20 protein-coding genes are annotated in these 18,667 nt (G+C 73.5%); 14 read left to right on the forward strand and 6 right to left on the reverse strand.

The window, feature by feature from the left end:
• Positions 1 to 89: 89 nt before the first annotated feature.
• The 7 genes from QSJ60_RS06365 to QSJ60_RS06395 are packed head-to-tail and all read left to right on the forward strand — an operon-like array spanning position 90 to position 8,525.
• Positions 90 to 1,559 carry a CehA/McbA family metallohydrolase gene (locus QSJ60_RS06365; protein WP_285463061.1) on the forward strand — a complete coding sequence of 490 codons (1,470 nt, stop codon included), beginning with the start codon at positions 90 to 92 and terminating at the stop codon, positions 1,557 to 1,559.
• Positions 1,556 to 2,593 carry an extracellular solute-binding protein gene (locus QSJ60_RS06370; protein ID WP_285463062.1) on the forward strand — a complete coding sequence of 346 codons (1,038 nt, stop codon included), beginning with the start codon at positions 1,556 to 1,558 and terminating at the stop codon, positions 2,591 to 2,593. Before QSJ60_RS06365 ends, QSJ60_RS06370 begins: the two co-directional genes overlap by 4 nt.
• 57 nt (positions 2,594 to 2,650) lie before the next feature.
• A complete protein-coding gene (locus tag QSJ60_RS06375) occupies positions 2,651 to 4,384 on the forward strand; it encodes an ABC transporter permease (protein ID WP_230764176.1) in 1,734 nt (577 codons plus the stop codon).
• A gap of 16 nt (positions 4,385 to 4,400) precedes the next feature.
• The gene (locus QSJ60_RS06380; RefSeq protein ID WP_230764178.1) at positions 4,401 to 5,528 is read left to right on the forward strand and encodes an ABC transporter ATP-binding protein; all 1,128 of its coding nucleotides are present in this window, start codon (positions 4,401 to 4,403) and stop codon (positions 5,526 to 5,528) included.
• A 26-nt stretch (positions 5,529 to 5,554) separates the two neighbouring features.
• A complete protein-coding gene (locus QSJ60_RS06385; RefSeq protein WP_230764180.1) occupies positions 5,555 to 6,448 on the forward strand; it encodes a TIM barrel protein in 894 nt (297 codons plus the stop codon).
• Positions 6,445 to 7,407, forward strand: coding sequence for an ROK family protein (locus tag QSJ60_RS06390; protein WP_285463063.1), 963 nt, complete (start codon positions 6,445 to 6,447; stop codon positions 7,405 to 7,407). Before QSJ60_RS06385 ends, QSJ60_RS06390 begins: the two co-directional genes overlap by 4 nt.
• Positions 7,404 to 8,525, forward strand: a complete 1,122-nt coding sequence (locus QSJ60_RS06395) for a Gfo/Idh/MocA family protein (RefSeq protein ID WP_285463064.1) — start codon at positions 7,404 to 7,406, stop codon at positions 8,523 to 8,525. Before QSJ60_RS06390 ends, QSJ60_RS06395 begins: the two co-directional genes overlap by 4 nt.
• Positions 8,526 to 8,693: 168 nt before the next feature.
• Here QSJ60_RS06395 and QSJ60_RS06400 read toward each other — a convergent pair whose 3' ends face one another.
• The 3 genes from QSJ60_RS06400 to QSJ60_RS06410 form a co-directional block, all read right to left on the reverse strand.
• Positions 8,694 to 9,416: a GntR family transcriptional regulator gene (locus tag QSJ60_RS06400; protein WP_229781620.1), complete on the reverse strand. Its 723-nt coding sequence runs from the start codon at positions 9,414 to 9,416 to the stop codon at positions 8,694 to 8,696.
• A 201-nt stretch (positions 9,417 to 9,617) separates the two neighbouring features.
• Positions 9,618 to 11,027, reverse strand: coding sequence for an APC family permease (locus QSJ60_RS06405; RefSeq protein ID WP_285463065.1), 1,410 nt, complete (start codon positions 11,025 to 11,027; stop codon positions 9,618 to 9,620).
• A complete protein-coding gene (locus QSJ60_RS06410; RefSeq protein ID WP_230764211.1) occupies positions 11,024 to 11,890 on the reverse strand; it encodes a carbon-nitrogen hydrolase family protein in 867 nt (288 codons plus the stop codon). Before QSJ60_RS06410 ends, QSJ60_RS06405 begins: the two co-directional genes overlap by 4 nt.
• An 87-nt stretch (positions 11,891 to 11,977) precedes the next feature.
• Here QSJ60_RS06410 and QSJ60_RS06415 point away from each other — a divergent pair, with 87 nt between their 5' ends.
• The 4 genes from QSJ60_RS06415 (at position 11,978) to QSJ60_RS06430 (ending at position 14,386) form a co-directional block, all read left to right on the forward strand.
• Positions 11,978 to 12,601, forward strand: coding sequence for a TetR/AcrR family transcriptional regulator (locus tag QSJ60_RS06415; RefSeq protein WP_285463066.1), 624 nt, complete (start codon positions 11,978 to 11,980; stop codon positions 12,599 to 12,601).
• Positions 12,598 to 13,155, forward strand: coding sequence for a GNAT family N-acetyltransferase (locus QSJ60_RS06420; protein ID WP_230764215.1), 558 nt, complete (start codon positions 12,598 to 12,600; stop codon positions 13,153 to 13,155). The genes QSJ60_RS06415 and QSJ60_RS06420 overlap by 4 nt, the downstream gene beginning before the upstream one ends.
• A 54-nt stretch (positions 13,156 to 13,209) precedes the next feature.
• On the forward strand, positions 13,210 to 13,503 hold the full coding sequence (locus tag QSJ60_RS06425; RefSeq protein ID WP_230764217.1) for a DUF6412 domain-containing protein: 294 nt from the start codon (positions 13,210 to 13,212) through the stop codon (positions 13,501 to 13,503).
• Between the two features lie 100 nt (positions 13,504 to 13,603).
• Positions 13,604 to 14,386 carry a YidC/Oxa1 family membrane protein insertase gene (locus QSJ60_RS06430; protein ID WP_230764220.1) on the forward strand — a complete coding sequence of 261 codons (783 nt, stop codon included), beginning with the start codon at positions 13,604 to 13,606 and terminating at the stop codon, positions 14,384 to 14,386.
• A gap of 58 nt (positions 14,387 to 14,444) precedes the next feature.
• Here the strand turns inward: QSJ60_RS06430 and QSJ60_RS06435 are convergent, their stop codons facing one another.
• Positions 14,445 to 15,185, reverse strand: coding sequence for a glutamine amidotransferase (locus QSJ60_RS06435; RefSeq protein ID WP_230764223.1), 741 nt, complete (start codon positions 15,183 to 15,185; stop codon positions 14,445 to 14,447).
• Between the two features lie 52 nt (positions 15,186 to 15,237).
• Positions 15,238 to 15,978 carry a LysR family transcriptional regulator substrate-binding protein gene (locus tag QSJ60_RS06440; RefSeq protein WP_285463067.1) on the reverse strand — a complete coding sequence of 247 codons (741 nt, stop codon included), beginning with the start codon at positions 15,976 to 15,978 and terminating at the stop codon, positions 15,238 to 15,240.
• 72 nt (positions 15,979 to 16,050) lie between these two features.
• Here QSJ60_RS06440 and QSJ60_RS06445 point away from each other — a divergent pair, with 72 nt between their 5' ends.
• Positions 16,051 to 16,425: a DUF5997 family protein gene (locus tag QSJ60_RS06445; protein WP_189085035.1), complete on the forward strand. Its 375-nt coding sequence runs from the start codon at positions 16,051 to 16,053 to the stop codon at positions 16,423 to 16,425.
• Between the two features lie 7 nt (positions 16,426 to 16,432).
• On the opposite strand, the gene QSJ60_RS06450 is transcribed toward QSJ60_RS06445, so the two are convergent.
• Entirely contained in the window at positions 16,433 to 17,095 is a 663-nt protein-coding gene (locus tag QSJ60_RS06450; protein WP_285463068.1) for an alpha/beta hydrolase, read from the reverse strand.
• 44 nt (positions 17,096 to 17,139) lie between these two features.
• Here QSJ60_RS06450 and QSJ60_RS06455 point away from each other — a divergent pair, with 44 nt between their 5' ends.
• On the forward strand, positions 17,140 to 17,721 hold the full coding sequence (locus QSJ60_RS06455) for an NUDIX hydrolase family protein (protein WP_189083670.1): 582 nt from the start codon (positions 17,140 to 17,142) through the stop codon (positions 17,719 to 17,721).
• A gap of 155 nt (positions 17,722 to 17,876) precedes the next feature.
• Entirely contained in the window at positions 17,877 to 18,632 is a 756-nt protein-coding gene (locus QSJ60_RS06460) for a dienelactone hydrolase family protein (RefSeq protein ID WP_285463069.1), read from the forward strand.
• The last annotated feature ends 35 nt before the right edge of the window (positions 18,633 to 18,667 follow it).

Below are 18,667 nucleotides of genomic sequence, written 5' to 3' on the forward strand. Positions count from 1 at the left end.
ATGACTTTGTATTGTCAAATTGACATTCTGACATCACTGGTCGAGGATGGGACTGCGCTTGCGCACCTCCCCCGATTCAAGGACGCATCATGACCGCACCCTCTGCCGATCGACCCGGCACCGTGCTGCTCGACGTCGCCGACGTGCTGCGGCAGCCGCTGCCCGGCGAGTACCTCGATCGGGTCGTCGACGTGCCCGCGGGCACGGGGGAGCTGCGGGTCGAGCTCGACTACGACAAGGTCACCGACCGCTTCCAGCTCTACGCCGCGCTCATCGACCCGAACGGCGTGTTCCGCGGGCATGTGCAGTGCCCCGGCGGCCCGGGCCCGCGCGAGCTGCGCTTCACCGTCGGCGAGCGGTCCGCGAGCCCCGGCGCCATCGCGGGGCCCATCCCGGCCGGATCCTGGACCCTCCGGATCGACCTCGACCGCTTCCGCGAGGACGGCGCGTATGCGCTGCGGCTCATCGCGGTGCCGGGGGAGCCGGGCGCTCCGGCGCCCGACGCCGAGGGGCGGACCGAGGCATCCGCCGCGCCGGCCTCCGGCGCCGAGCCCGCGAGCGCGCCGAGCTGGCTCCGCGGCGAGCTGCACTGCCACTCGGTGCACAGCGACGGGCGCGACGGGGTCGACGCCATCGTCGCCGAGGCGCGCCACCGCGGCTTCGACTTCCTCGCGCTCAGCGACCACTTCACCTGGAGCCACTGGGGGCCGCTCGCCGAGGCCGCGAACGCGGCCGGCGGGCCGATCGTGCTGCCCTCGATCGAGGTCACCACGCACCGCGGCCACGGCAACGCCCACGGCCTGCGCGAGTGGGTCGACGTGTACGTCGACGGGCCCGAGCGGGGCGCGGGCGAGCTCGTCCGCGAGGTCCACGCGCAGGGCGGGCTGTTCGGGGTCAACCACCCGTTCAGCGGCCAGCAGGCCTGGCGGCGCGCCGACGTGCCGTGGGCCGAGGTCGACCTGCTCGAGGTCGTGAACCAGGGGCAGGACGCCAACAACGACGCCGCCATCGGCCTGTGGGACCGGCTGCTCGCCGAGGGCCACGACATCGCCCCCGTCGCCGGCACCGACTGCCACGAGCTCGGCGACCCTGCCCAGCGCCTCGGCCAGGTGGTCACCGCCGTGCGGGTCGCCGAGCGCAGCGCCGGGGGCCTGCTCGACGGGCTCCGCCGCGCCGCCACCGTCGTCACCCGCGGCGCGGAGCTCGAGCTGCGGTTGCGCAGCGAGGGCCGCGAGGCGGGCCTCGGCGAGCACCTCGAGCTCGGGGCGGGTCCCGTCGAGCTCGAGATCGACTTCCGCATCGATGTGCCCTGCGCCCTGTTCGTGCTGCGCGACGGCCTGATGTGGTTCCAGGGCGACGTCGAGCCCGCTGAGTCGCGGCTCGTCGTCGTCGACGAGGAGCCCGTCGCCGCGGCGTACCGCGTGGAGCTGCACCGCCGCTCCGACGACCCGCGGCACTGGGCGTCCGCCTGGCGCTCGCACGAGTCCTTCGAAGCCCTCACGAGCTTCGTCCGCACTGTCCATCGCACCACCAGTCACACGCACGAAGGAGAATCATGAAGCACGGCAGGAAGTTCGCCGCGGTCGGCATCGCCGCCGTCTCGGCGTCGCTCGTCCTCAGCGGCTGCAGCGCCATCGTCGGCGGCCAGCCCACGGGCGGCGACGACTCGGCCGAGTCCGGCACCGTCGTCGTCTACGCGGCGCACGGCCCCGAGGTGACCGACCCCATCATCGCCGCGTTCGAGAAGGCGTACCCCGACATCTCGGTCTCGCTCACCGCGAGCCCCGGCACGGGCGAGCTCATCAGCCGCGTCGAGAGCGAGATGAAGAACCCGCTCGGCGACGTCGCCTGGGGCGGCTCGAGCGAGAACTACGCGGCCGCGTCCGAGGGCGCCTTCGCCGCGGTCGAGCTCGAGAACGACGAGGCCACCGTCGTCACCGACCCCGAGCACAAGTGGCACGCCACCGACGCGCTCTTCCAGGCGATCGCGGTGAACACCGAGCGCGTCACCGACGCGTCGAGCTACCCCGAGAGCTTCGAGGACCTGGCCGACCCGAAGTGGCGCGAGGCGGGCCAGATCGCCTTCGCGAACCCGCGCTCCTCGGGCACCTCGTACTCGCTGCTCGCGGCCATGGTGACCGCGCACGACTGGGACTTCCTCGACGGCTTCCTGCCGAACGCGAAGGTCGTCGACGGCAGCTCGCAGATGTTCGACGGCGTGCGCACCGGCGAGTACGCGCTCGGCTTCATCAACGAGGACCTCGGCGCGACCTGGGTCGCCGAGGGCGCCCCGCTCGAGCTCATCTACCCGAGCGACGTCGTGTCGAACCAGATCGGCGTCGCCGCCGTGATCGAGGGCGCGAAGCACCCGAAGGCCGCTGAGACCTTCGTGAACTACCTCATGTCGAAGGAGGCGCAGCAGCTCATGGTCGACGAGGTCGGCCGCCGCTCGGCGCGCACCGACGTCGCCCCGCCCGCGGGGCTGCCCGCCGCCGACGAGCTGAACCTCGCCGCTCCGGACCCCAAGGTCTTCGCGACCGACAAGGACGCCGTGCTCGCCCGCTTCGACGAGAAGCTCGCGAGCGCCAAGTAATCCATCCCCGAGGCCGGGTCGACGCGACGCGTCGGCCCGGCCGGAAACGGTGCCACCATGCCTAGCAACGACCTGCGGGAACGCGTCGAACCGCTCGAGGAGACGCTCGCGCCGCCCGCACCCGTCCCCGTCAAGCGCCGCGCGAGCCGTCGTCCCGGCGTCTGGCTCCTCGTCGCGCTCGGGCTGCTCCTGCTGCTCGCCTCGACGATCGTGCTCCCGCAGCTGCGGCTCGTCGGCGAGGCGTTCACGGACGACGGCGGCTTCTCGTTCGCGAACTTCATCGAGTTCTTCACGACGCCGAGGTTCCAGGAAGCCATCCTGAACTCCCTCGTCGTCGCGGTCGTCGCGGGCGTCCTCGCCTGCGCCGTCGCCGTGCCGGCGGCCTACGTGCTCGCGCAGTTCGACCTGCCGGGCCGCAACGGCTTCCTCACCCTCGCCACGATGGCGACGGTGTCGCCGCCGTTCCTCGGCGCCTACGCGTGGGTGCTGCTGCTCGGCCGCGGTGGCATCCTCACCACCCAGCTGCGGGCGTGGGGCATCGAGCTGCCGTTCGACACCATCATCGGCCCCGGCGGCATCGTCTGGGTGACGGTCTGGGCCACCCAGGCCCTCGTGTTCCTGCTCGCCTACGACGCGTTCCGGGCGATCGACCCGAGCCTCGACGAGGCCTCCTCGAGCGTCGGCGCCGGCCCCTGGCGCACCCGCCTGCGGATCGTGCTGCCGATGGCGGTGCCGGCCCTCGTGACCGGCTTCTACATGTCGAGCATGAAGATCTTCACCGACTTCGGCACGCCGCTCATCATCGGCGGCGGCACCCCCATGCTGCCGACGGCCGTGTACTACGAGTTCCTCTCCGAGGTCTCGACGAACCCCGCCATCGCCTCGGCGGGCAGCCTCGTCATGCTCGGCGTCGCCTGCATCGCCCTCGCCCTGCAGCAGTGGGCGCTGCGCCGCCGCACCTACGCCTCGGTGTCGAGCCGCCGGCGGCCGCTGCAGCCGGTGCGCGGCGTGAAGAAGGGCCTCATGATCGCCTACCTCGGCGTCGTCTTCGGCCTCTCCTTCGTGCCGCACCTCGTCGTCGTCGGCACGAGCCTGCTCACCTGGAAGGCGGGCATCCTGAAGTGGATCCCCACCTTCGACAACTACGTGCGGCTCTTCGACGAGAACCTCGAGGTCATCCTGATGAGCCTGCTGCTCGCGGGCATCGCCTGCGTGCTGTGCGTCATCGTCGCCGTGCTCGTCGCGTACCTCACCGTGCGCCGCCGCTACGCCGTGGTCAGCCCCGCGCTGAACGTCATCACGATGGTGCCCTACATCATCCCGGGCACGGTGCTCGCGATCGGCCTCATCCTCGCCTTCGGCAGCGGCCCGCTGATCCTCACCGGCACGGCGACGATCCTCGTGCTGGCCTACTTCATCCGCCGCATCCCCTACGTCACGAAGTCGATCGAGGCCGCGCTCACCCAGGTGCACCCGGCCCTCGAGGAGGCGGCCATGAGCGTCGGCGCGAAGCCCATGCGCGCCTTCCGGCAGATCACCGTGCCGCTCGTTCGGCCCGCGATCGTGTCCGGCGGCACCGTCGGCTTCCTGCAGATGGTCACCGAGCTGAGCGCGACGGTGATGCTGTACTCGGTGCCGTTCATCACGATGACCGTGGTCATCTTCACGAACGCGATGCAGCCGGCGAGCCCCTTCGGCGTCGCCTCCGCCATGACCGTCGTGCTGATGCTGGCCGTCTACATCCCGCTGTACTTCGTGCGGCGCAAGTTCGCCTCGGTCACGAGCGTCTAAAGAAAGCGAGAGAGCAATGGAACGTGGCAACGGAGTCGCCGTCGGCGTCGAGGCCATCAGCAAGGAGTTCCCGGGGCACGTCGCGCTGAAGGGCGTCGACCTCGAGATCGAGGCGCGCTCGTTCACGACGCTGCTCGGCCCCTCGGGCTGCGGCAAGACGACGCTGCTGCGCATCCTCGCGGGCTTCGAGACCGCGACGAGCGGCCGGGTCACCTTCGACGGGCGCGACATCGCGCGGATGCCGTCGTGGAAGCGCAACATCGGCTTCGTCTTCCAGAACTACGCGCTCTGGCCGCACATGAGCATCCGGGACAACATCGCCTACGGGCTGAAGCTGCGCAAGCTCGGCAAGGAGCAGATCGCGGAGCGGGTCGCCGAGTCGCTGCGGATGGTCGGCCTCGACGGCCGCGCCGAGGCGTTCCCGGGCCAGCTCTCCGGCGGGCAGCAGCAGCGCGTCGCCATCGCCCGCGCCCTCGCGCTCCGGCCGAACGTGCTGCTCCTCGACGAGCCGCTGTCGAACCTCGACGCGAAGATGCGCATCGGCATGCGTCAGGAGCTGCTGCGCCTGCAGCGCGAGGTCGGCATCACCGCGGTTTACGTGACGCACGACCAGGAGGAGGCGCTCGAGATGAGCGACCAGGTCGCGGTCATGCACGACGGCCGCATCGACCAGGTCGGCTCGCCGCAGGCGATCTACGAGACCCCGGAGACGGCGTTCGTCGCCTCCTTCATCGGCCACGTGACGCTCCTCGGCGGCGTGAGCGACGGGGCGGGCGGCTTCCGCCCCGACCTGCCGATCGCCGGCGCCCTGCCCGCGTTCAGCGGCGCGCTCCCGAACGGCCGGGCGCAGCTCGTGCTCCGGCCCGAGGACCTCGACCTCGTCGACGACGTCGAGCACGCGCACCTCCGCGGCACCCTCGTGCGTTCGAGCTATCACGGCCGCGGCTACCGTTCGGCGCTCCGTCTGGCCGACGGCACGATGTGCGAGGTCGACCACCGCCGTCCGGTGGCGGCCGGTACGGGCGAGGAGGCCGGCATCCGCGTCGGCGCCGCCGCCCTCGTCCCCGAGTCGGACGACTACTATCGCGAAGCGGCGCCCGAGGCCGAGGCGGCCGAGGAGCTCGTCGCCGCGCCGGCCGCGTGAGCGACCGCAGGAAGAAGGAGCAGCAGATGCGCATCGGTTCGGCCCCCGTCAGCTTCGGCATCCACGGCGGGGCGGATGTCTCCAAGCTCGCCGCGACCCCGCGCGAGCTCGTCGCGGCGATGGCCGCCGCCGGCTACACCGGCTCCGAGCTCGGCCCGCCCGGGTTCTTCGGCACCCCCGAGGAGACCGCGACCCTGTTCGCCGACCACGGCCTCGCCGTGCTCGGCGCCTACGTGCCGCTGCACCTGAGCCAGCCCGACGAGGTCATGGCGGCCGACCTCGAGGGCATGCGCCGCACGCTCGAGGAGCTCGCCGCGGCCGGCGGCGAGGGGCTCGCCATCCTCGCCGACGAGGGCGACGAGGCGATCATCGCGCACCCGTTCCGCCCGAACGCCGAGCGCGGCCTCGACGCCGCGCAGTGGGACCTCGCACTCGAGCGTCTGGCGTCGGCCGAGGAACTGGCCCGCCAGGCGGGCCTGCGCACGAGCTTCCACCCGCACTTCGGCACCTACGTGGAGCAGGCCCCCGAGATCGACGTGCTGCTCCAGCGCACCGGCATCGGCCTCTGCCTCGACACCGGCCACTTCGTGCTCGGCGGCGCCGACCCCGTCGCCTATCTGCGCGAGTGGGGCCACCGCGTGAACCACGTGCACGTGAAGGACGTGCGCCCCGCCGTGCTCGAGGCCGCGAAGGCCTCGGGGAACGAGCGCATCGACGACTGGTGGGACGAGGTCTCGGTGCCGCTCGGCACCGGCGACGGCCCGCTCGAGGAGTTCCTCGCCGAGATCCGCCGCAGCGACTACGACGGCTGGCTCGTCGTCGAGCAGGACGGCGCGCCCGCGACCGCCGAGACCTGGGACCGTATCGTCGGCGACCAGCGGCACAACCACGACTGGATCGCCGAGCGGCTCGGCCGATGACCGAGGCCGTGCTCGCCCTCGACGTCGGGGGCACGAAGGCGCACGGCGCGCTCGTCGACCGCGAGTTCCGGCTGCTCGACGAGGGCTTCGCGCGGACCGCCGGGCGCGACCCCGGCCTCGCGGCGACGCTCGACCTCGCCGCCGAGCTGCTCGAGCGGGCCCGGATCGCCGGCACGACGGTGCGCGCCGTCGTCGCCGGCTTCCCCGAGTACGTCTCGAACGAGGGCGTCGTGACCGCGCACGAGGTGCTCGACTGGACCGTGCAGCCCGGCGAGGCGCTCGCCGCGCTCGCGGGCGGCGTGCCGGTGCGCATCGCGAGCGACGTGAAGGCGGGCGCGCTCGGCGAGCTCGCCCTCGGCCGCGGGCGGGAGCACGACGGCTTCGTCTACGTGTCCCTCGGCACCGGCATCTCGACCGCGATCGTGCTCGACCGCACCCTCCACGAGGGCGTGCGCGGCGAGGCGATCGGCTTCGGCGAGTGGTCGGTGCCCGCCGAGCTCGACCCCGAGTGGCGCGGCAACCTCGAGGGCTTCGCCTCCGGCTCCGGCATCGCGGCCCGCTACCTCGCCCGCACCGGCACCGAGCTCGCCGAGGGCGGCGCGCGCGGCGTGCTCGAGGCGGATGCCTCGGGCGACCCCGTCGCCGCCGAGATCGTCGACACCGCCGCCGTCGCGATCGGGCGCGCCGTCGCGCAGCTCGTCTCGCTGCTCGACCCGCCCGCGATCGTGCTGGCGGGCGGCCTCGGCTCCGCGGACACGCGGCTGGCCCGAGGCATCCGCGCCGAGTACGAGCGCGTCGCGTCGCGCCGGCCGTCCCCGCCGCCGCTGCTGCCGAGCGGCGTGCCCGCCAACCCCGGACTCCTGGGCGCCGCCGCGCTCGCCTGGGAGCTCGCCACCGCCTCCGAGGCCGCACCGCCGCCCGCGGCCGGCCCGGCATCACGAGAAGAGAGAACCGCATGACCGCACCCGTCCGCATCGCCGTGATCGGCGCAGGCACCATCACCCAGTCGGTGCACCTGCCGAGCCTCGCGCGCGCCGGCTACGAGATCGCCGTCGTCTGCGACCTGTCGCCGTCGCGCGTCGCCGAGGTCACCGGGCGCACCGGCATCCGCGGCACCACCTCCCCGGCCGAGGCGATCGCCGCGCCCGAGGTCGAGGCGGTGCTCATCGCCACCCCCGGCTCGCACGCGCAGCTCGCGCTCGCCGCCATCCGCGCCGGCAAGCACGTGCTCGCCGAGAAGCCGCTCGCGCTCACCATCGCCGAGATCGAGGAGCTCGAGGCGGCGGCCGCGGAGGCCGGCGTCGTCGCCCAGGTCGGCTACATGAAGATGTACGACCCGCTCACCGAACGGGCGCGCGCGGAGCTCGCCGAGCTCGACGACGTGCGCCTGGTGCGCATCACCGTCGCCCATCCCGACGACCTGCCGCAGGTCGACCACCTGCGGATGACGCCGCCGCAGCCCGACGCCGACCTCGCCGAGATCGAGCGGGCGCAGGCGTACGAGGCCGAGCAGTCGGCGATCGCCCTGCCCGGCGCCTCGGAGGCGGTGCAGCGCTACTACCGGAACGTGCTGAACGGCTCGGTCGTGCACGAGCTGAGCCTGCTGCGCGCCCTCGGCCTGGAGCTGCCCGAGACGTGGACCGCCGAGGCGTTCCCCACGCTCGAGGGCAGCGCACCGGCCTCGCTCATCGCGACCGCCGCCGTCGGCGACGTGCGCTACGTGCTGAGCTGGAACTGGCTGCCCGAGTACCCCGAGTACGACGAGGAGCTGAAGGTGCTCGCCTCGAACGGCCGACTCGAGTACCACCTCGCGAAGCCGTACCTGCTCGAGGAGCGCAGCCGCCTCCGCGTCGAGCGGAACGTCGGGCTCGAGCGCCGCGACACGAGCTACGCCGACGGCTACGAGACGGGCTTCCTGCGCCAGCTCGACGCCTTCGCCCGCTCCATCCGCCACGACGAGCCGGTCGTCTCCGACTTCGCCGGGGCCAAGCGCGACGTGCGCAGCCTGCAGGCGCTCGCGAAGGCCGTCGCGGCCGCCCGCGGCGAGACCGTCCGCACGGAGTCCGACGCGGCCTGAGCCAGTCCCTCGAACGACGAGTTGCCCGACTTTCATGGAAGTCGGGCAACTCGTCGTTCGGCTGGTTCGCTGAGCCCGTCGAAGCGGCTGGTTCGCTGAGCCTGTCGAAGCGTCCCCTCGACGAGCTCGGGGAACCAGCCCTGGTTCGCTGAGCTCGTCGAAGCGGCCCTATTTCTGCACGAGCGTCACGTCGAAGGAGTAGAGGTCGGGGCGGTAGCAGTGCGTACCGAGCTCCACCGCGCGCCCGGAGTCGTCGAAGACGGTCCGTGAGGCGGTGAGCACCGGGGCGCCGTCCTCGAGCTCCAGCAGCTCGCTCTCGTCGGCGCTCGCGCGGCGGGCGCCGATGCGCTGCCGGGCGACCCGCATGGTCGTGCCGCGGGAGCGCAGCACCTGGTAGAGCCCGTAGCTCTGCAGCGCCGCCGTGTCGAGATCGAGGTAGTCGGCGGGCAGCACGTTGTCGAGCACCGCGACCGGCACCCCGTCGGCGGAGCGCAGCCGGCGCAGGTGCAGCGTGTCGCTGCCGAGCGGCACGGCGAGCGCCTCGGCGACCGCCGCGCTCGCCGGCAGCGTCTCGCGGGAGAGCAGCGCGGTCGTGGGCACCTGGCCGCCGCGGATGAGATCGTCGAAGAGGCTCGTGAGTTCGAGGCCGCGCGTCACCTGCCCCTGCACGACCTGCGTTCCGATGCCGCGCCGGCGGACGAGCAGGCCCTTGTCGACGACCTCCTGGATGGCCCGGCGGATCGTCGGACGGGAGATGCCGAGCCGCTCACTGAGGGCGATCTCGTTCTCGATGCGCGACCCGGCGGGCAGGGCGTGCGAGGTGATCGCCGATTCGATGCGCTCGGCGACCTGGTAATACAGCGGAACCGGGCTCGAGCGATCGAGGTCCATGAACAGCTCGGGCGGGAACGGGGCGTCGCCCACCGTCGTCGTCTCTGCCACGTCATCCTCCGAGCCTGGATATGTCAAGACAAATATAGATGCTCGGAGCGGCATCCGCCCGGGTTTTCCGCGGCGGGGCGGGTGGGGCAGGCGGAGTGGACGGAGCGGGGCGGGTGGTGCCGGCCGCCCACCACACCGCCCCGCCGGCGCCTACGGGGCGGTGACCGCCTCGGGGTCGGCCTTCGCCGGGGCGAGATCGCCCGTCTCGTCCTCGAGGCGCGGCACGGGGCGCCGGAAGCCGCGGGTCGCGACGGCGAGCACCACCACGCCGAGCACGAGCCACGCGCCGCCGATGAGGAAGGCGGTGTCGTGCAGCTGCGAGAACAGCGCCAGATCGATCGCGGCGCCCGCGATCGGCACGAGCGAGAGCAGGCTCGAGGCCCAGCCGGAGCGCTGCGCGCGCGTGCGCCAGATCCAGGCCAGGAAGGCGGCGTTCACCAGGGCGAAGGCGAGGAAGGCGCCGAAGTTGATGAGGGCGGTGGCCTGGGCGATGTCGAGCAGCATGCCGATCATCCCGATGCCGGCGATGAGCAGAATGTTGACCCACGGCACCCGGAACGCGTTCAGCCGCCCGAAGAGCCCGCGCGGCAGCACCCCGTCGCGGCCGATGACGTAGAGCAGCCGGCTCGACGTCGCCTGGATGGCGAGGCCCGAGCCGAAGGCGGCGATGATGCCGACGAGGTTGATCACGTTCGCGAGCGACTCGCCGCCCGCCGCGACGAGCAGCGAGTAGCCGGCGATGTCCGGGTTGTCGAAGTCGCCGCCCGGGTGCGCGAGCTGCATCACGAAGGAGACGCCGACGAAGATCGCGCCGCCGATGAGCACGACGAGGATGATCCCGAGCGGGATGTTGCGGCGCGGGTTCCTGGTCTCCTCGCTGAGCGTCGACACGGCGTCGAAGCCGAGGAACGAGTAGGCGGCGACGGCCGCCGCCGCCGCGACGGCGAGGATCGAGGCATCCGCTCCCCAGAACGCGTCCGCGGGTGCGGCCGCTGGGCTCGAGCCGCTCACCACGAAGCCGATGATGACGGCCGTGGTCGTCGCGACGAGCGCCATCGCCGCGATGGTGAGCCAGGTGTTCACCCGGTCGGCGAGCGTGATGCCGAGCAGGTTCACGATGGTGGTGGGCACGATGTTCACGAGCACCCACACCCAGAGCGGCACGCTCGGGAACTGCGCGTTGAGGTACACCGACTGGATGAGCCAGGCCACCATCGGCAGGAACAGGTAGTCGAGCAGGATCACCCAGCCCGCGAGGAAGCCCGCGTGCCGACCGAGCAGCCGGCCGACGTAGCTGTACGAGGAGCCGGAGCTCGGGTAGGCGCGGGCGAGCATCGCGTACGACACCGCGGTGAGGCCCATGGCGACGGTCGCGACGAGGTACGCGGTCGGGGCCGCGCCGCCGCTCGTCGACGACACCACGCCAAACGTCGAGGTGACGATGCCGGGCGCCATGTACGCCAGGCCGAAGAACACGACACCGGCGAGGCCGAGGCGGCGCAGCAGCCGGCGGGGGTCGGGCGCCGCGGCGGGCGTCGAGGTGGGGGATGGGGCGGTCACGGGCGGTTCTCCTTCGAACGGGGGTGCCAGCTCGACGGCTCGATGCGGCCGCCGTAGAGGGGGAGGGCGACGGGAGCGTCGCCCTCGTGGAACTGTGACCAGGGTCGGGAGACCCCGGCGGTGCCGCGATCGCGGGTGAGCTCGGTAAGGCCGAAGTCGACGACGACGGTCAGCACCTCCTCGGATGCGTCGGGCGAGGCGGCCCGCACCGAGCCGGTGGGGTCGACGACGAGGGACCGGCCGCGGCCGGTGGGCGCGGCCGCGTTGACGGAGGCGATCCACAGCTGGTTCATGACGGCGTTGCCGCGCACGATCGCGAGCTCCTGCTCGCGGTCGCTCGTCGCGGTCTGCACGAGGTTCAGGATGACGTCGGCTCCGAGCCAGGCGAGGTGGCGCGCGTGCTCGGGGAACCAGATGTCGTAGCAGATGGAGAGCCCCATCCGCCCGATCCCCGGAAGCTCGAACACCTCGAAGCGGTCGCCGGGCGCCGCGGTCTCGAGGGGGCGCCACGGGAAGATCTTGCGGTAGCCGGCGACGCGCTCCCCGCTCGGCGCGAACACGAGCGCCGTGTTGTGCACGGCGCCCGTCTCGCCGCGTTCGTAGATCGTTCCTGGAGCGAGCCAGACGCCCAGCTCTCGGGCGAGTCCGCCGAGCGCGGCGAGGCGGGGGTCGCCGAGCGGGCGGGCGGATGCCTCGATGCCTTCGGCGGTGTCGGCCGGGTCGAGGTGCAACTCGGGGAACGCCCAGAACTCGGCCGTCGGATTGCGTCGCACGAGCGCTCGCAGGCGCTCGCCGAACTCCTCGAGCTCGAACCGGGGCGCCGCCGCAAGCTGGGCGAGCGCGACCGTCAGACTCCGCGTCATCGCAGACCTCCATTTATTCATCAAAGTTTGAAGAATGAATATACGGGCTGTCAAGCGTTCGTCAAAAGAACGTGGAAGAATTACGGGATGGCGCGACCACGGAACCAGGCGCAGCGACGGAGCGAGCTCGTCGCCGTGACCTCCAGGCTGCTCATCGAGCGGGGCGCCGCGGCCGCACGGCTCACCGACATCGCCGACGCCGCGAAGCTCACGCCCGCCTCGGTGTCGTACTACTACCCGGAGCTCCCCGCGCTCTACGCCGAGACCTACGAGACCGCGGCGCTCGAGTACATCGCCCGGCGCCGCGAACGCGTCGCGCTCGCCGAGGACGCGCCGGCCCGCCTCGCCGAGTGCCTGCGGCTCGGCATCCCGATCGCGGGCGAACCGTCGTTCGACGCGACCGTGCTCCTCATCGAGCTCGGCGCCCAGTGCGTGCGCGACCAGGGCTTCGAGGCCCCGGCGACCGAGTTTGAGCGGGCCCAGCTCGAGCTCTTCGAGGAGATCGTGCGCGACGGTCTCGACGCCGGCGACTTCCGCACCGAGCTCCCGCCCGCGCGCGTCGCCCGCCTGCTGCTCGCCGCGGAGGACGGGCTCGCCGGGCCGGTGATCACCGGTCGGCTCACGAGCGGCGAGGCGCTCGAGACCATCCTGAGCCTCGGAGCGGCGCTCCTCGGAGCCGCGCTGCCGGTGCCCGCGGGGGTCGCCCGATGATCACCCCCATCGAACTCGACGGCGGCATCCAGCTGCGGGCGATCGCTGCCGGAGACGGGGCCGCGCTCGCCGCGGCCTACGCGCGCAACCGGGCGCACCTCGCCCCCTGGGAGCCGGAGCGCACGCCCGAGTTCTTCAGCGCCTCCGTGCAGGAGCGCGAAGCGGTCGCGAGCGTGCGCCGGCTCGCTGAGGGCACCGCCATCCCGCTCGTGCTCGTCGAGCGCGGCGACGACGCGGATGGCGAGCGCATCGTCGGTCGGGTGAACCTGAGCGACCTCGTGCGCGGCGTCTTCCAGAACGCGCACCTCGGCTACTGGATCGACGCCGAGCGGCAGGGCCGCGGACTCGCGACCGCCGCCGTGGGCGGCGCGCTGCACTTCGCCCGCCGCGCCGGCCTGCACCGGGTGCAGGCCGGAACCCTCGTGCACAACGCCGCCTCGCAGACGGTGCTCGAACGCAACGGCTTCACGCGCATCGGGCTCGCCCCGCGGTACCTCCGCATCGCGGGGGAGTGGCAGGACCACGTGCTCTTCCAGCGTCTTCTCGACGACTGAGGCCGCCGGCCTGGTACCGTCGAGGCAGCGCCCGCACGGGCGCGGGAGGACCCCATGATCGAGCTGCTGACGAACCTGCTGCGCTTCCTCGCGGCCGCGTTCGAGCTCGGCGCGGCCGCGAACGGCCAGCTGAGCGTGCTGCTCCTCGGCGTCGTCGGCGCCGCGGCGGTCGCCGTCGTCGTGCTCTCGGTCCGCGCGCTGCCCGCGCTCGTCGCGGCCGATCCGGCGGGCGCGGCCACGAGGCTCCGGCAGACTGCCGACCCCTGGCGACTCCTCTCGCAGTCCGACCCCGACGCCCCCGGGCGGGCGCGTCCCAGGGCGCCGGGACTGGCGGTCTCGGCCGCCTGACCCGCACGCCACCGCGCCCCGGCGCGAGCTGCGGCCCCGCGGCCAGACGGAACCCCGTTCCGCGCGCGACGATCGTCGCGCCGACCGCTAGGACGCCTCAGTGGACCTCTACGCCTTTCCGCCCATCGCCGCCGTCATCGACGGCGCCTACACCCTGCTCATGGGGCTCGCCGGACTCCTCGAGCCCCTCCTCGGCGGCGCCGCCGCCGCGGCCTCCGTCGTGCTCGTCACCCTCCTCGTGCGCGCCGCGCTCATCCCTGTCGGCGTCGCGCTCGCGAAGGGCGAGCAGACCCGCGCCAGGATCGCGCCCAAGCTGCAGGAGCTGCAGCGGAAGCACGCGAACAATCCGGAGCGGCTGCAGCGCGAGTTCCGCGCCCTCTACGCCGAGGAGGGCACGAGCCCCTTCGCAGGCTGCCTGCCGATGCTCGTGCAGGCGCCCGTCGTCGGCATCATCTACGCGCTGTTCATCCTGCCGGTGGTGAACGGGCACCCGAACCTGCTGCTCGACCAGACGCTCCTCGGCGTCCCGCTGGGGCACAGCCTCGTCGGCACGATCGCGGCCGGTGCGCCGCAGCCGCTCGAGCTGCTCGTCTTCGCCGGCCTCGTCGTCGCGATCGCCGCGGTCGGCTTCCTGACGCTGCGAGCGGCGCGCCCCGGCGGCCCCCTCGCGGTGCCCCGGCCGGCCACGAGCGCCGCGCCGGCGCCCGCCGCGCCCGGCGCTCCGGCGATGCCGGACCTGTCGAAGGCGCTCCTGCCGCTGCACTTCCTCACTGCGGGCATCGCGATGTTCGTGCCGCTCGCCGCGGGGCTGTACCTGCTGACGACGGTCGCCTGGACGCTCGTGCAGCGGCTCGTGCTGCGCCGCCGCTACCCGCTCGGCTGACCCACCTGCCCGACTTGCCCAACTTTCATGAAAGTCGGGCAAGTCGGAGTGGGAGCGCTCAGGCCGGGTCGGCGGCGAGCTCGACGAAGCGCCGCAGCAGGCGCTGCGGCTCGGTGACGGATGCCGCGCCGAGCCGCAGCTCGACCTCGCGCAGCTCGCTCGCCGGGAAGTAGCCGTGGTGCCGGTACACCCGAGCCCTCGCGACGAAGTCGGCCGTCGACACCTCGGGGTGGAACTGCGTCGCGTAGACGTGCTCGCCGACGCGGTACAGCTGCACGGGGCATCCGGCCGAGCCGGCGAGGAGCACCGCCTCGCCGGGCAGCTGCTCCGTCGCCTCCTTGTGGCCGACGAGCGCGTCGAAGCGCTCGGGGAGCACGCCCGCGAGCCGGTCGGCGCGGCCGGCCTCGGTGAGCGCGAGCTCGACGGCGGCGGCGTCCTCGCCGAAGCGCGTGCCGACCGTGCCGCCGAGCAGCCGGGTGAGCACGCCGATGCCGTAGCAGGTGAACATGACGTGCCGGTCGCCCGCGAGCGCCCACTCGGCGAGCCGGGCGAGATCGTCCTCGACGCGGCGCTGCATCGCGCCCTTGCGCTCTTCAGGGGTGGTCACGTTGAACGGGCTGCCGCCGACGACGATGCCCGCGAAGTCGCCGAGCACGAGCTGCGACAGCGGCTCCACGTCGAGGCGGAGGTGCTCGAGCCGCGCAGCGTCGAGACCCATGGCCCGTCGCACGGCCTCGTACTCGGGGCCGACCGCCTCGGCCTCGGGCCGCGCCGAGAGGAAGAGGAAGGGCCGGGTCATGCCGTCCATCGTCTCCCGGAAGGCCGGGTGGGCGCCACTCGGTGACGAGGGCTCAGCGCTTGCGCCCGCGGTTCTGGCGGCCGCGCCCCGAGGCCCCGCGCCCGGAACCGCCGCCACGGCCGGACCCGCCGCGCCCGGTCGTTCCGCGGCCCTGGCCGCCGCCGCGCCCCGCGCCGGGCTTCCCGGCGGTGCCGGCCCCGCCGCGCCCGCGCTCGCGGTGTCGCTCGGAGCCGCCGCGCTCCGCCGGGGCCTCGCCCTCCGCGCCGCGCGAGCTGCGCGCGGTGCGGCCGCGCACGACGCCGACGAACTCCTGCACCGTCTCGTCGTCGCGCTCGACGCGCCAGACGAGCGCGATGCGGGTGGTCGGCGCGCCCTCGAGCGGCAGCGCGACGACGTCGCGCCGGTGGTGCAAACGGGCGATCGCGTGCGGCACGACGGCGTAGCCCGTGCCCGCGGCGACGAGCTCGATGGTCATGGCCGGGTCGGGCTGCACGGGGGCGAGCGGCTCGCCTTCGAGTTCGGCGAGGGAGAGCGCCTCGGCGTCGGCGAAGGGATGCCCCTTCTCGAGCACGACGACCGGCTGCTCCTCCCAGAGCGGGATGACGTGCAGGCCGGCGTCGTCGACGGGCAGCCGCACGAAGGCGAGGTCGACCTCGCCGGCGAGCAGCCGGTCGAGCTGCGCTGGCTCGTCGACCCGCGCGGCCTCGAGCGGGAGCTCCGGGTGCCGCTCGGCCCACGCGCGCAGCCACTTCGCCGGGCTCACCCCGGCGACGTAGTCGAGTCGCAGCGTCATCCGTCTCAGGCTACCGTCGGCTACGGTTGCAGGGTGAGCGAGAACCAGCCGAGCCGCGCCAAGGCGCAGACCATGAAGCCCGAGACCGCGGCGAAGAAGCTCGGCATCCTGCTGTCGGCGGCGCCCGCCGAGTTCCAGGAGGGCGTCGTCTCCCGCGACGAGCTGGCCGCGCTGCAGGCCGACCCGCCGGAGTGGCTGCGCACCCTCCGCGCCGAGGGCCCGCACCCGCGCGGCGTCGTCGCCGCCAAGCTCGGGGTCTCGAACTCCGGCCTCGCCCGCGGCGGCGTGACCGACCCGCTGACGACCGCCGAGATCAAGGCGCTGCTCGCCGCACCGCCCGCCTGGCTCGTGCAGGAGCGGGCCACGCAGGCCGCCGTGCGCGCCGAGAAGGCCCGCATCGCCGACCGCGATCGCGAGCGCGCCGCGCGCGCCGCCGAGCAGGACTGAGCGCGGCTCACTCCGACGGCGTGGGCTCGTACCGCGCGCCGACGAAGGCCGTGAGGTCGGCGAGCTCCCGCTCGGAGACCGAGTGCGCGAGGCCCTCGTAGATCCGCGAGTCGAGCGCGCTGTGTCCGGGCAGCCAGGCGGCCGTGCGGGCGACGGCCGAGGCGGGGATGACCGCATCCTCCGTTCCGCGCCCCCAGAACACCGGGCGCGCCAGCTCGGCGAGGCGTGCGTCGCCGTCGCGGACGCCCGGCATCGCGAAGCCGGCCAGGATGGCGGCGAAGGCGAAGCGCTCCGGGGCGCGGCGCAGCAGTTCGAGGCTCATCGCCCCGCCCTGCGAGAAGCCGATGAGGCCGATGGACGGCGCGTCGCCCGCGTTCCGGTCGAGCCAGCCGATCACGGCGTCGACCGCCTCCTCGGCGGCGGCGAGCTTCGCCGGATCGTCGTCGTCGAGCCGCCCGGCCGCGTCGAAGATCTCGAACCAGGCGTAGCCGTGGCCGGCGTCGAGCGGGGCGCGGAGCGACGCGATCACGGGATCGAGCGGCAGGTACGGGGCGAGCCCGAACAGGTCGCCCTCGTTCGAGTTGTAGCCGTGCAGCAGCACGAGCAGTGGGCGCCCCGCCCGGTCGTCGCCGGAGGCCGACCAGAGCACCGCCTCGTCATCGATCCGCATCGTCCGAGCGTACGCCGGGCGGCCGGGTGGGGCAGAATCGACGCATGAGCGTGCGCACCCCGGACCCCGACTGGACCCCGGGCGACGAGCCCGACGTCCCGCAGCCCACGAACCCCGGCTGGCTGAGCGACCTCGAGCTCGCCGAGGTGCGCGGCCGCCTCCCGCTGCTGTACGTCGAGGCGCTGCCGGTGCGCGTCGACGGCCTCGGCCAGGTCACCGAGGTCGGCCTGCTGCTGCGGGCGAACACGGTCGGCGAGATGACCCGCACGCTCGTCTCCGGGCGGGTGATGTACGGCGAGACGCTGCGCGACGCGCTGTTCCGCCACCTCGAGAAGGATCTCGGGCCGATGGCCTTCCCGCTGCTGCCCGCGAGCCCGGTGCCCGCGACCGTCGCCGAGTACTTCCCGATGCCGGGCATCACGCCGTTCACCGACGAGCGGCAGCACGCCGTCTCGCTCGTCTACGTCGTGCCGGTCACGGGCACCTGCGAGCCGCGGCAGGACGCGCTCGAGGTGAGCTGGATGCCGCCCGAGGAGGCGGCGAGCCGCGCCGTCGGCGACGAGCTCGAGGGCGGCCGCGGGGTGCTCGTGCGCCAGGCGCTCGCCTCGGTCGGCGCGCTGCGCTGAGCGGCGGCCGGGCTGCTAGCCTGAACCGTCCGTGCAGCGAGCCGAGGAGGTGGGACCCGTGAACGAATCCACGTCGGTGCTCCCCAGCGGAGTCACGGTCGGGCGATAAGTCGTCCCGGAGCGCCGCGAATCCGCCGCACTCCGAAAGGCACGACATGCACTTCACCTCCACGCACCTGCTCGACGACGGCCTCGTCGAGCGCACCTTCGCCCTGGGCGACGTCCCCGGCATCCTCTGGACGCCGCCGACCGCCTCGCCGTCCGCCCCGGTCCCGCTCATCCTGCTGGGGCAGCCGGGCGGGATCGGGATGGCGCGGATGCATCCGCGCCTCGCCGCCCGCGCCCGCAGCGCGGCCGAGCAGGGCTTCGCCTCGGCCACCATCGAGCTGCCCGGGGCGGGCGACCGCACCCCGCTGCCGGGCGCCGCGGAGGCGCGGGCCGAGCTCGGCCGCGCGATCGCCGGCGGCGTCCCGCCCACCGAGGACGTCGTCGACCGGCTCATCCTGCCGCTCGTCGATCGCGCCGTCCCCGAGTGGCGGGCCGCGCTCGACGAACTGCTCGGGCTCCCCGAGCTCGCCGAGCCGGTCGGCTTCTCCGGCGGCGTCATCGCGATCGGGGTGCGGCTCGCCGCGACCGAACCGCGCATCCGGGCTGCCGGCCTGTTCGCCGGCAGCTACGTGCCCCGCGCGACCCTGGCGGAGGCGCGAGAGGTCACCATCCCGCTGCACGTGCTCCTGCAGTGGGACGACGAGGGCAACGATCGCGCGGCGGCCCTCGAGCTCTTCGACGCCTTCGGCTCCGCGGAGAAGACCTTGCAGGCCAACCTCGGTGGCCACACCGGGGTCCCCGCCCACGCCGGCGAGGACGCCGCCCGCTTCTTCGCCAGGCACCTCGGGCCCGGGGCCGACTGAACCGAGACGACTGAACTGCGGCGGGAGCCGAGCGG

This window comes from Agromyces sp. NBRC 114283 (assembly GCF_030268405.1).
Classification (GTDB): domain Bacteria; phylum Actinomycetota; class Actinomycetes; order Actinomycetales; family Microbacteriaceae; genus Agromyces; species Agromyces mediolanus.

Bases quoted from the DNA above. Each gene is read 5' to 3' on its own strand.
- QSJ60_RS06450 (WP_285463068.1), bottom strand. From the start codon at position 17,095: ATGCGGATCGATGACGAGGCGGTGCTCTGGTCGGCCTCCGGCGACGAC.
- QSJ60_RS06385 (WP_230764180.1), top strand. From the start codon at position 5,555: ATGCGCATCGGTTCGGCCCCCGTCAGCTTCGGCATCCACGGCGGGGCG.
- QSJ60_RS06455 (WP_189083670.1), top strand. From the start codon at position 17,140: ATGAGCGTGCGCACCCCGGACCCCGACTGGACCCCGGGCGACGAGCCC.
- QSJ60_RS06380 (WP_230764178.1), top strand. From the start codon at position 4,401: ATGGAACGTGGCAACGGAGTCGCCGTCGGCGTCGAGGCCATCAGCAAG.
- QSJ60_RS06425 (WP_230764217.1), top strand. From the start codon at position 13,210: ATGATCGAGCTGCTGACGAACCTGCTGCGCTTCCTCGCGGCCGCGTTC.
- QSJ60_RS06400 (WP_229781620.1), bottom strand. From the start codon at position 9,416: ATGGACCTCGATCGCTCGAGCCCGGTTCCGCTGTATTACCAGGTCGCC.
- QSJ60_RS06365 (WP_285463061.1), top strand. From the start codon at position 90: ATGACCGCACCCTCTGCCGATCGACCCGGCACCGTGCTGCTCGACGTC.
- QSJ60_RS06460 (WP_285463069.1), top strand. From the start codon at position 17,877: ATGCACTTCACCTCCACGCACCTGCTCGACGACGGCCTCGTCGAGCGC.
- QSJ60_RS06445 (WP_189085035.1), top strand. From the start codon at position 16,051: ATGAAGCCCGAGACCGCGGCGAAGAAGCTCGGCATCCTGCTGTCGGCG.
- QSJ60_RS06395 (WP_285463064.1), top strand. From the start codon at position 7,404: ATGACCGCACCCGTCCGCATCGCCGTGATCGGCGCAGGCACCATCACC.
- QSJ60_RS06435 (WP_230764223.1), bottom strand. From the start codon at position 15,185: ATGACCCGGCCCTTCCTCTTCCTCTCGGCGCGGCCCGAGGCCGAGGCG.
- QSJ60_RS06370 (WP_285463062.1), top strand. From the start codon at position 1,556: ATGAAGCACGGCAGGAAGTTCGCCGCGGTCGGCATCGCCGCCGTCTCG.
- QSJ60_RS06420 (WP_230764215.1), top strand. From the start codon at position 12,598: ATGATCACCCCCATCGAACTCGACGGCGGCATCCAGCTGCGGGCGATC.
- QSJ60_RS06375 (WP_230764176.1), top strand. From the start codon at position 2,651: ATGCCTAGCAACGACCTGCGGGAACGCGTCGAACCGCTCGAGGAGACG.
- QSJ60_RS06410 (WP_230764211.1), bottom strand. From the start codon at position 11,890: ATGACGCGGAGTCTGACGGTCGCGCTCGCCCAGCTTGCGGCGGCGCCC.
- QSJ60_RS06440 (WP_285463067.1), bottom strand. From the start codon at position 15,978: ATGACGCTGCGACTCGACTACGTCGCCGGGGTGAGCCCGGCGAAGTGG.
- QSJ60_RS06415 (WP_285463066.1), top strand. From the start codon at position 11,978: ATGGCGCGACCACGGAACCAGGCGCAGCGACGGAGCGAGCTCGTCGCC.
- QSJ60_RS06390 (WP_285463063.1), top strand. From the start codon at position 6,445: ATGACCGAGGCCGTGCTCGCCCTCGACGTCGGGGGCACGAAGGCGCAC.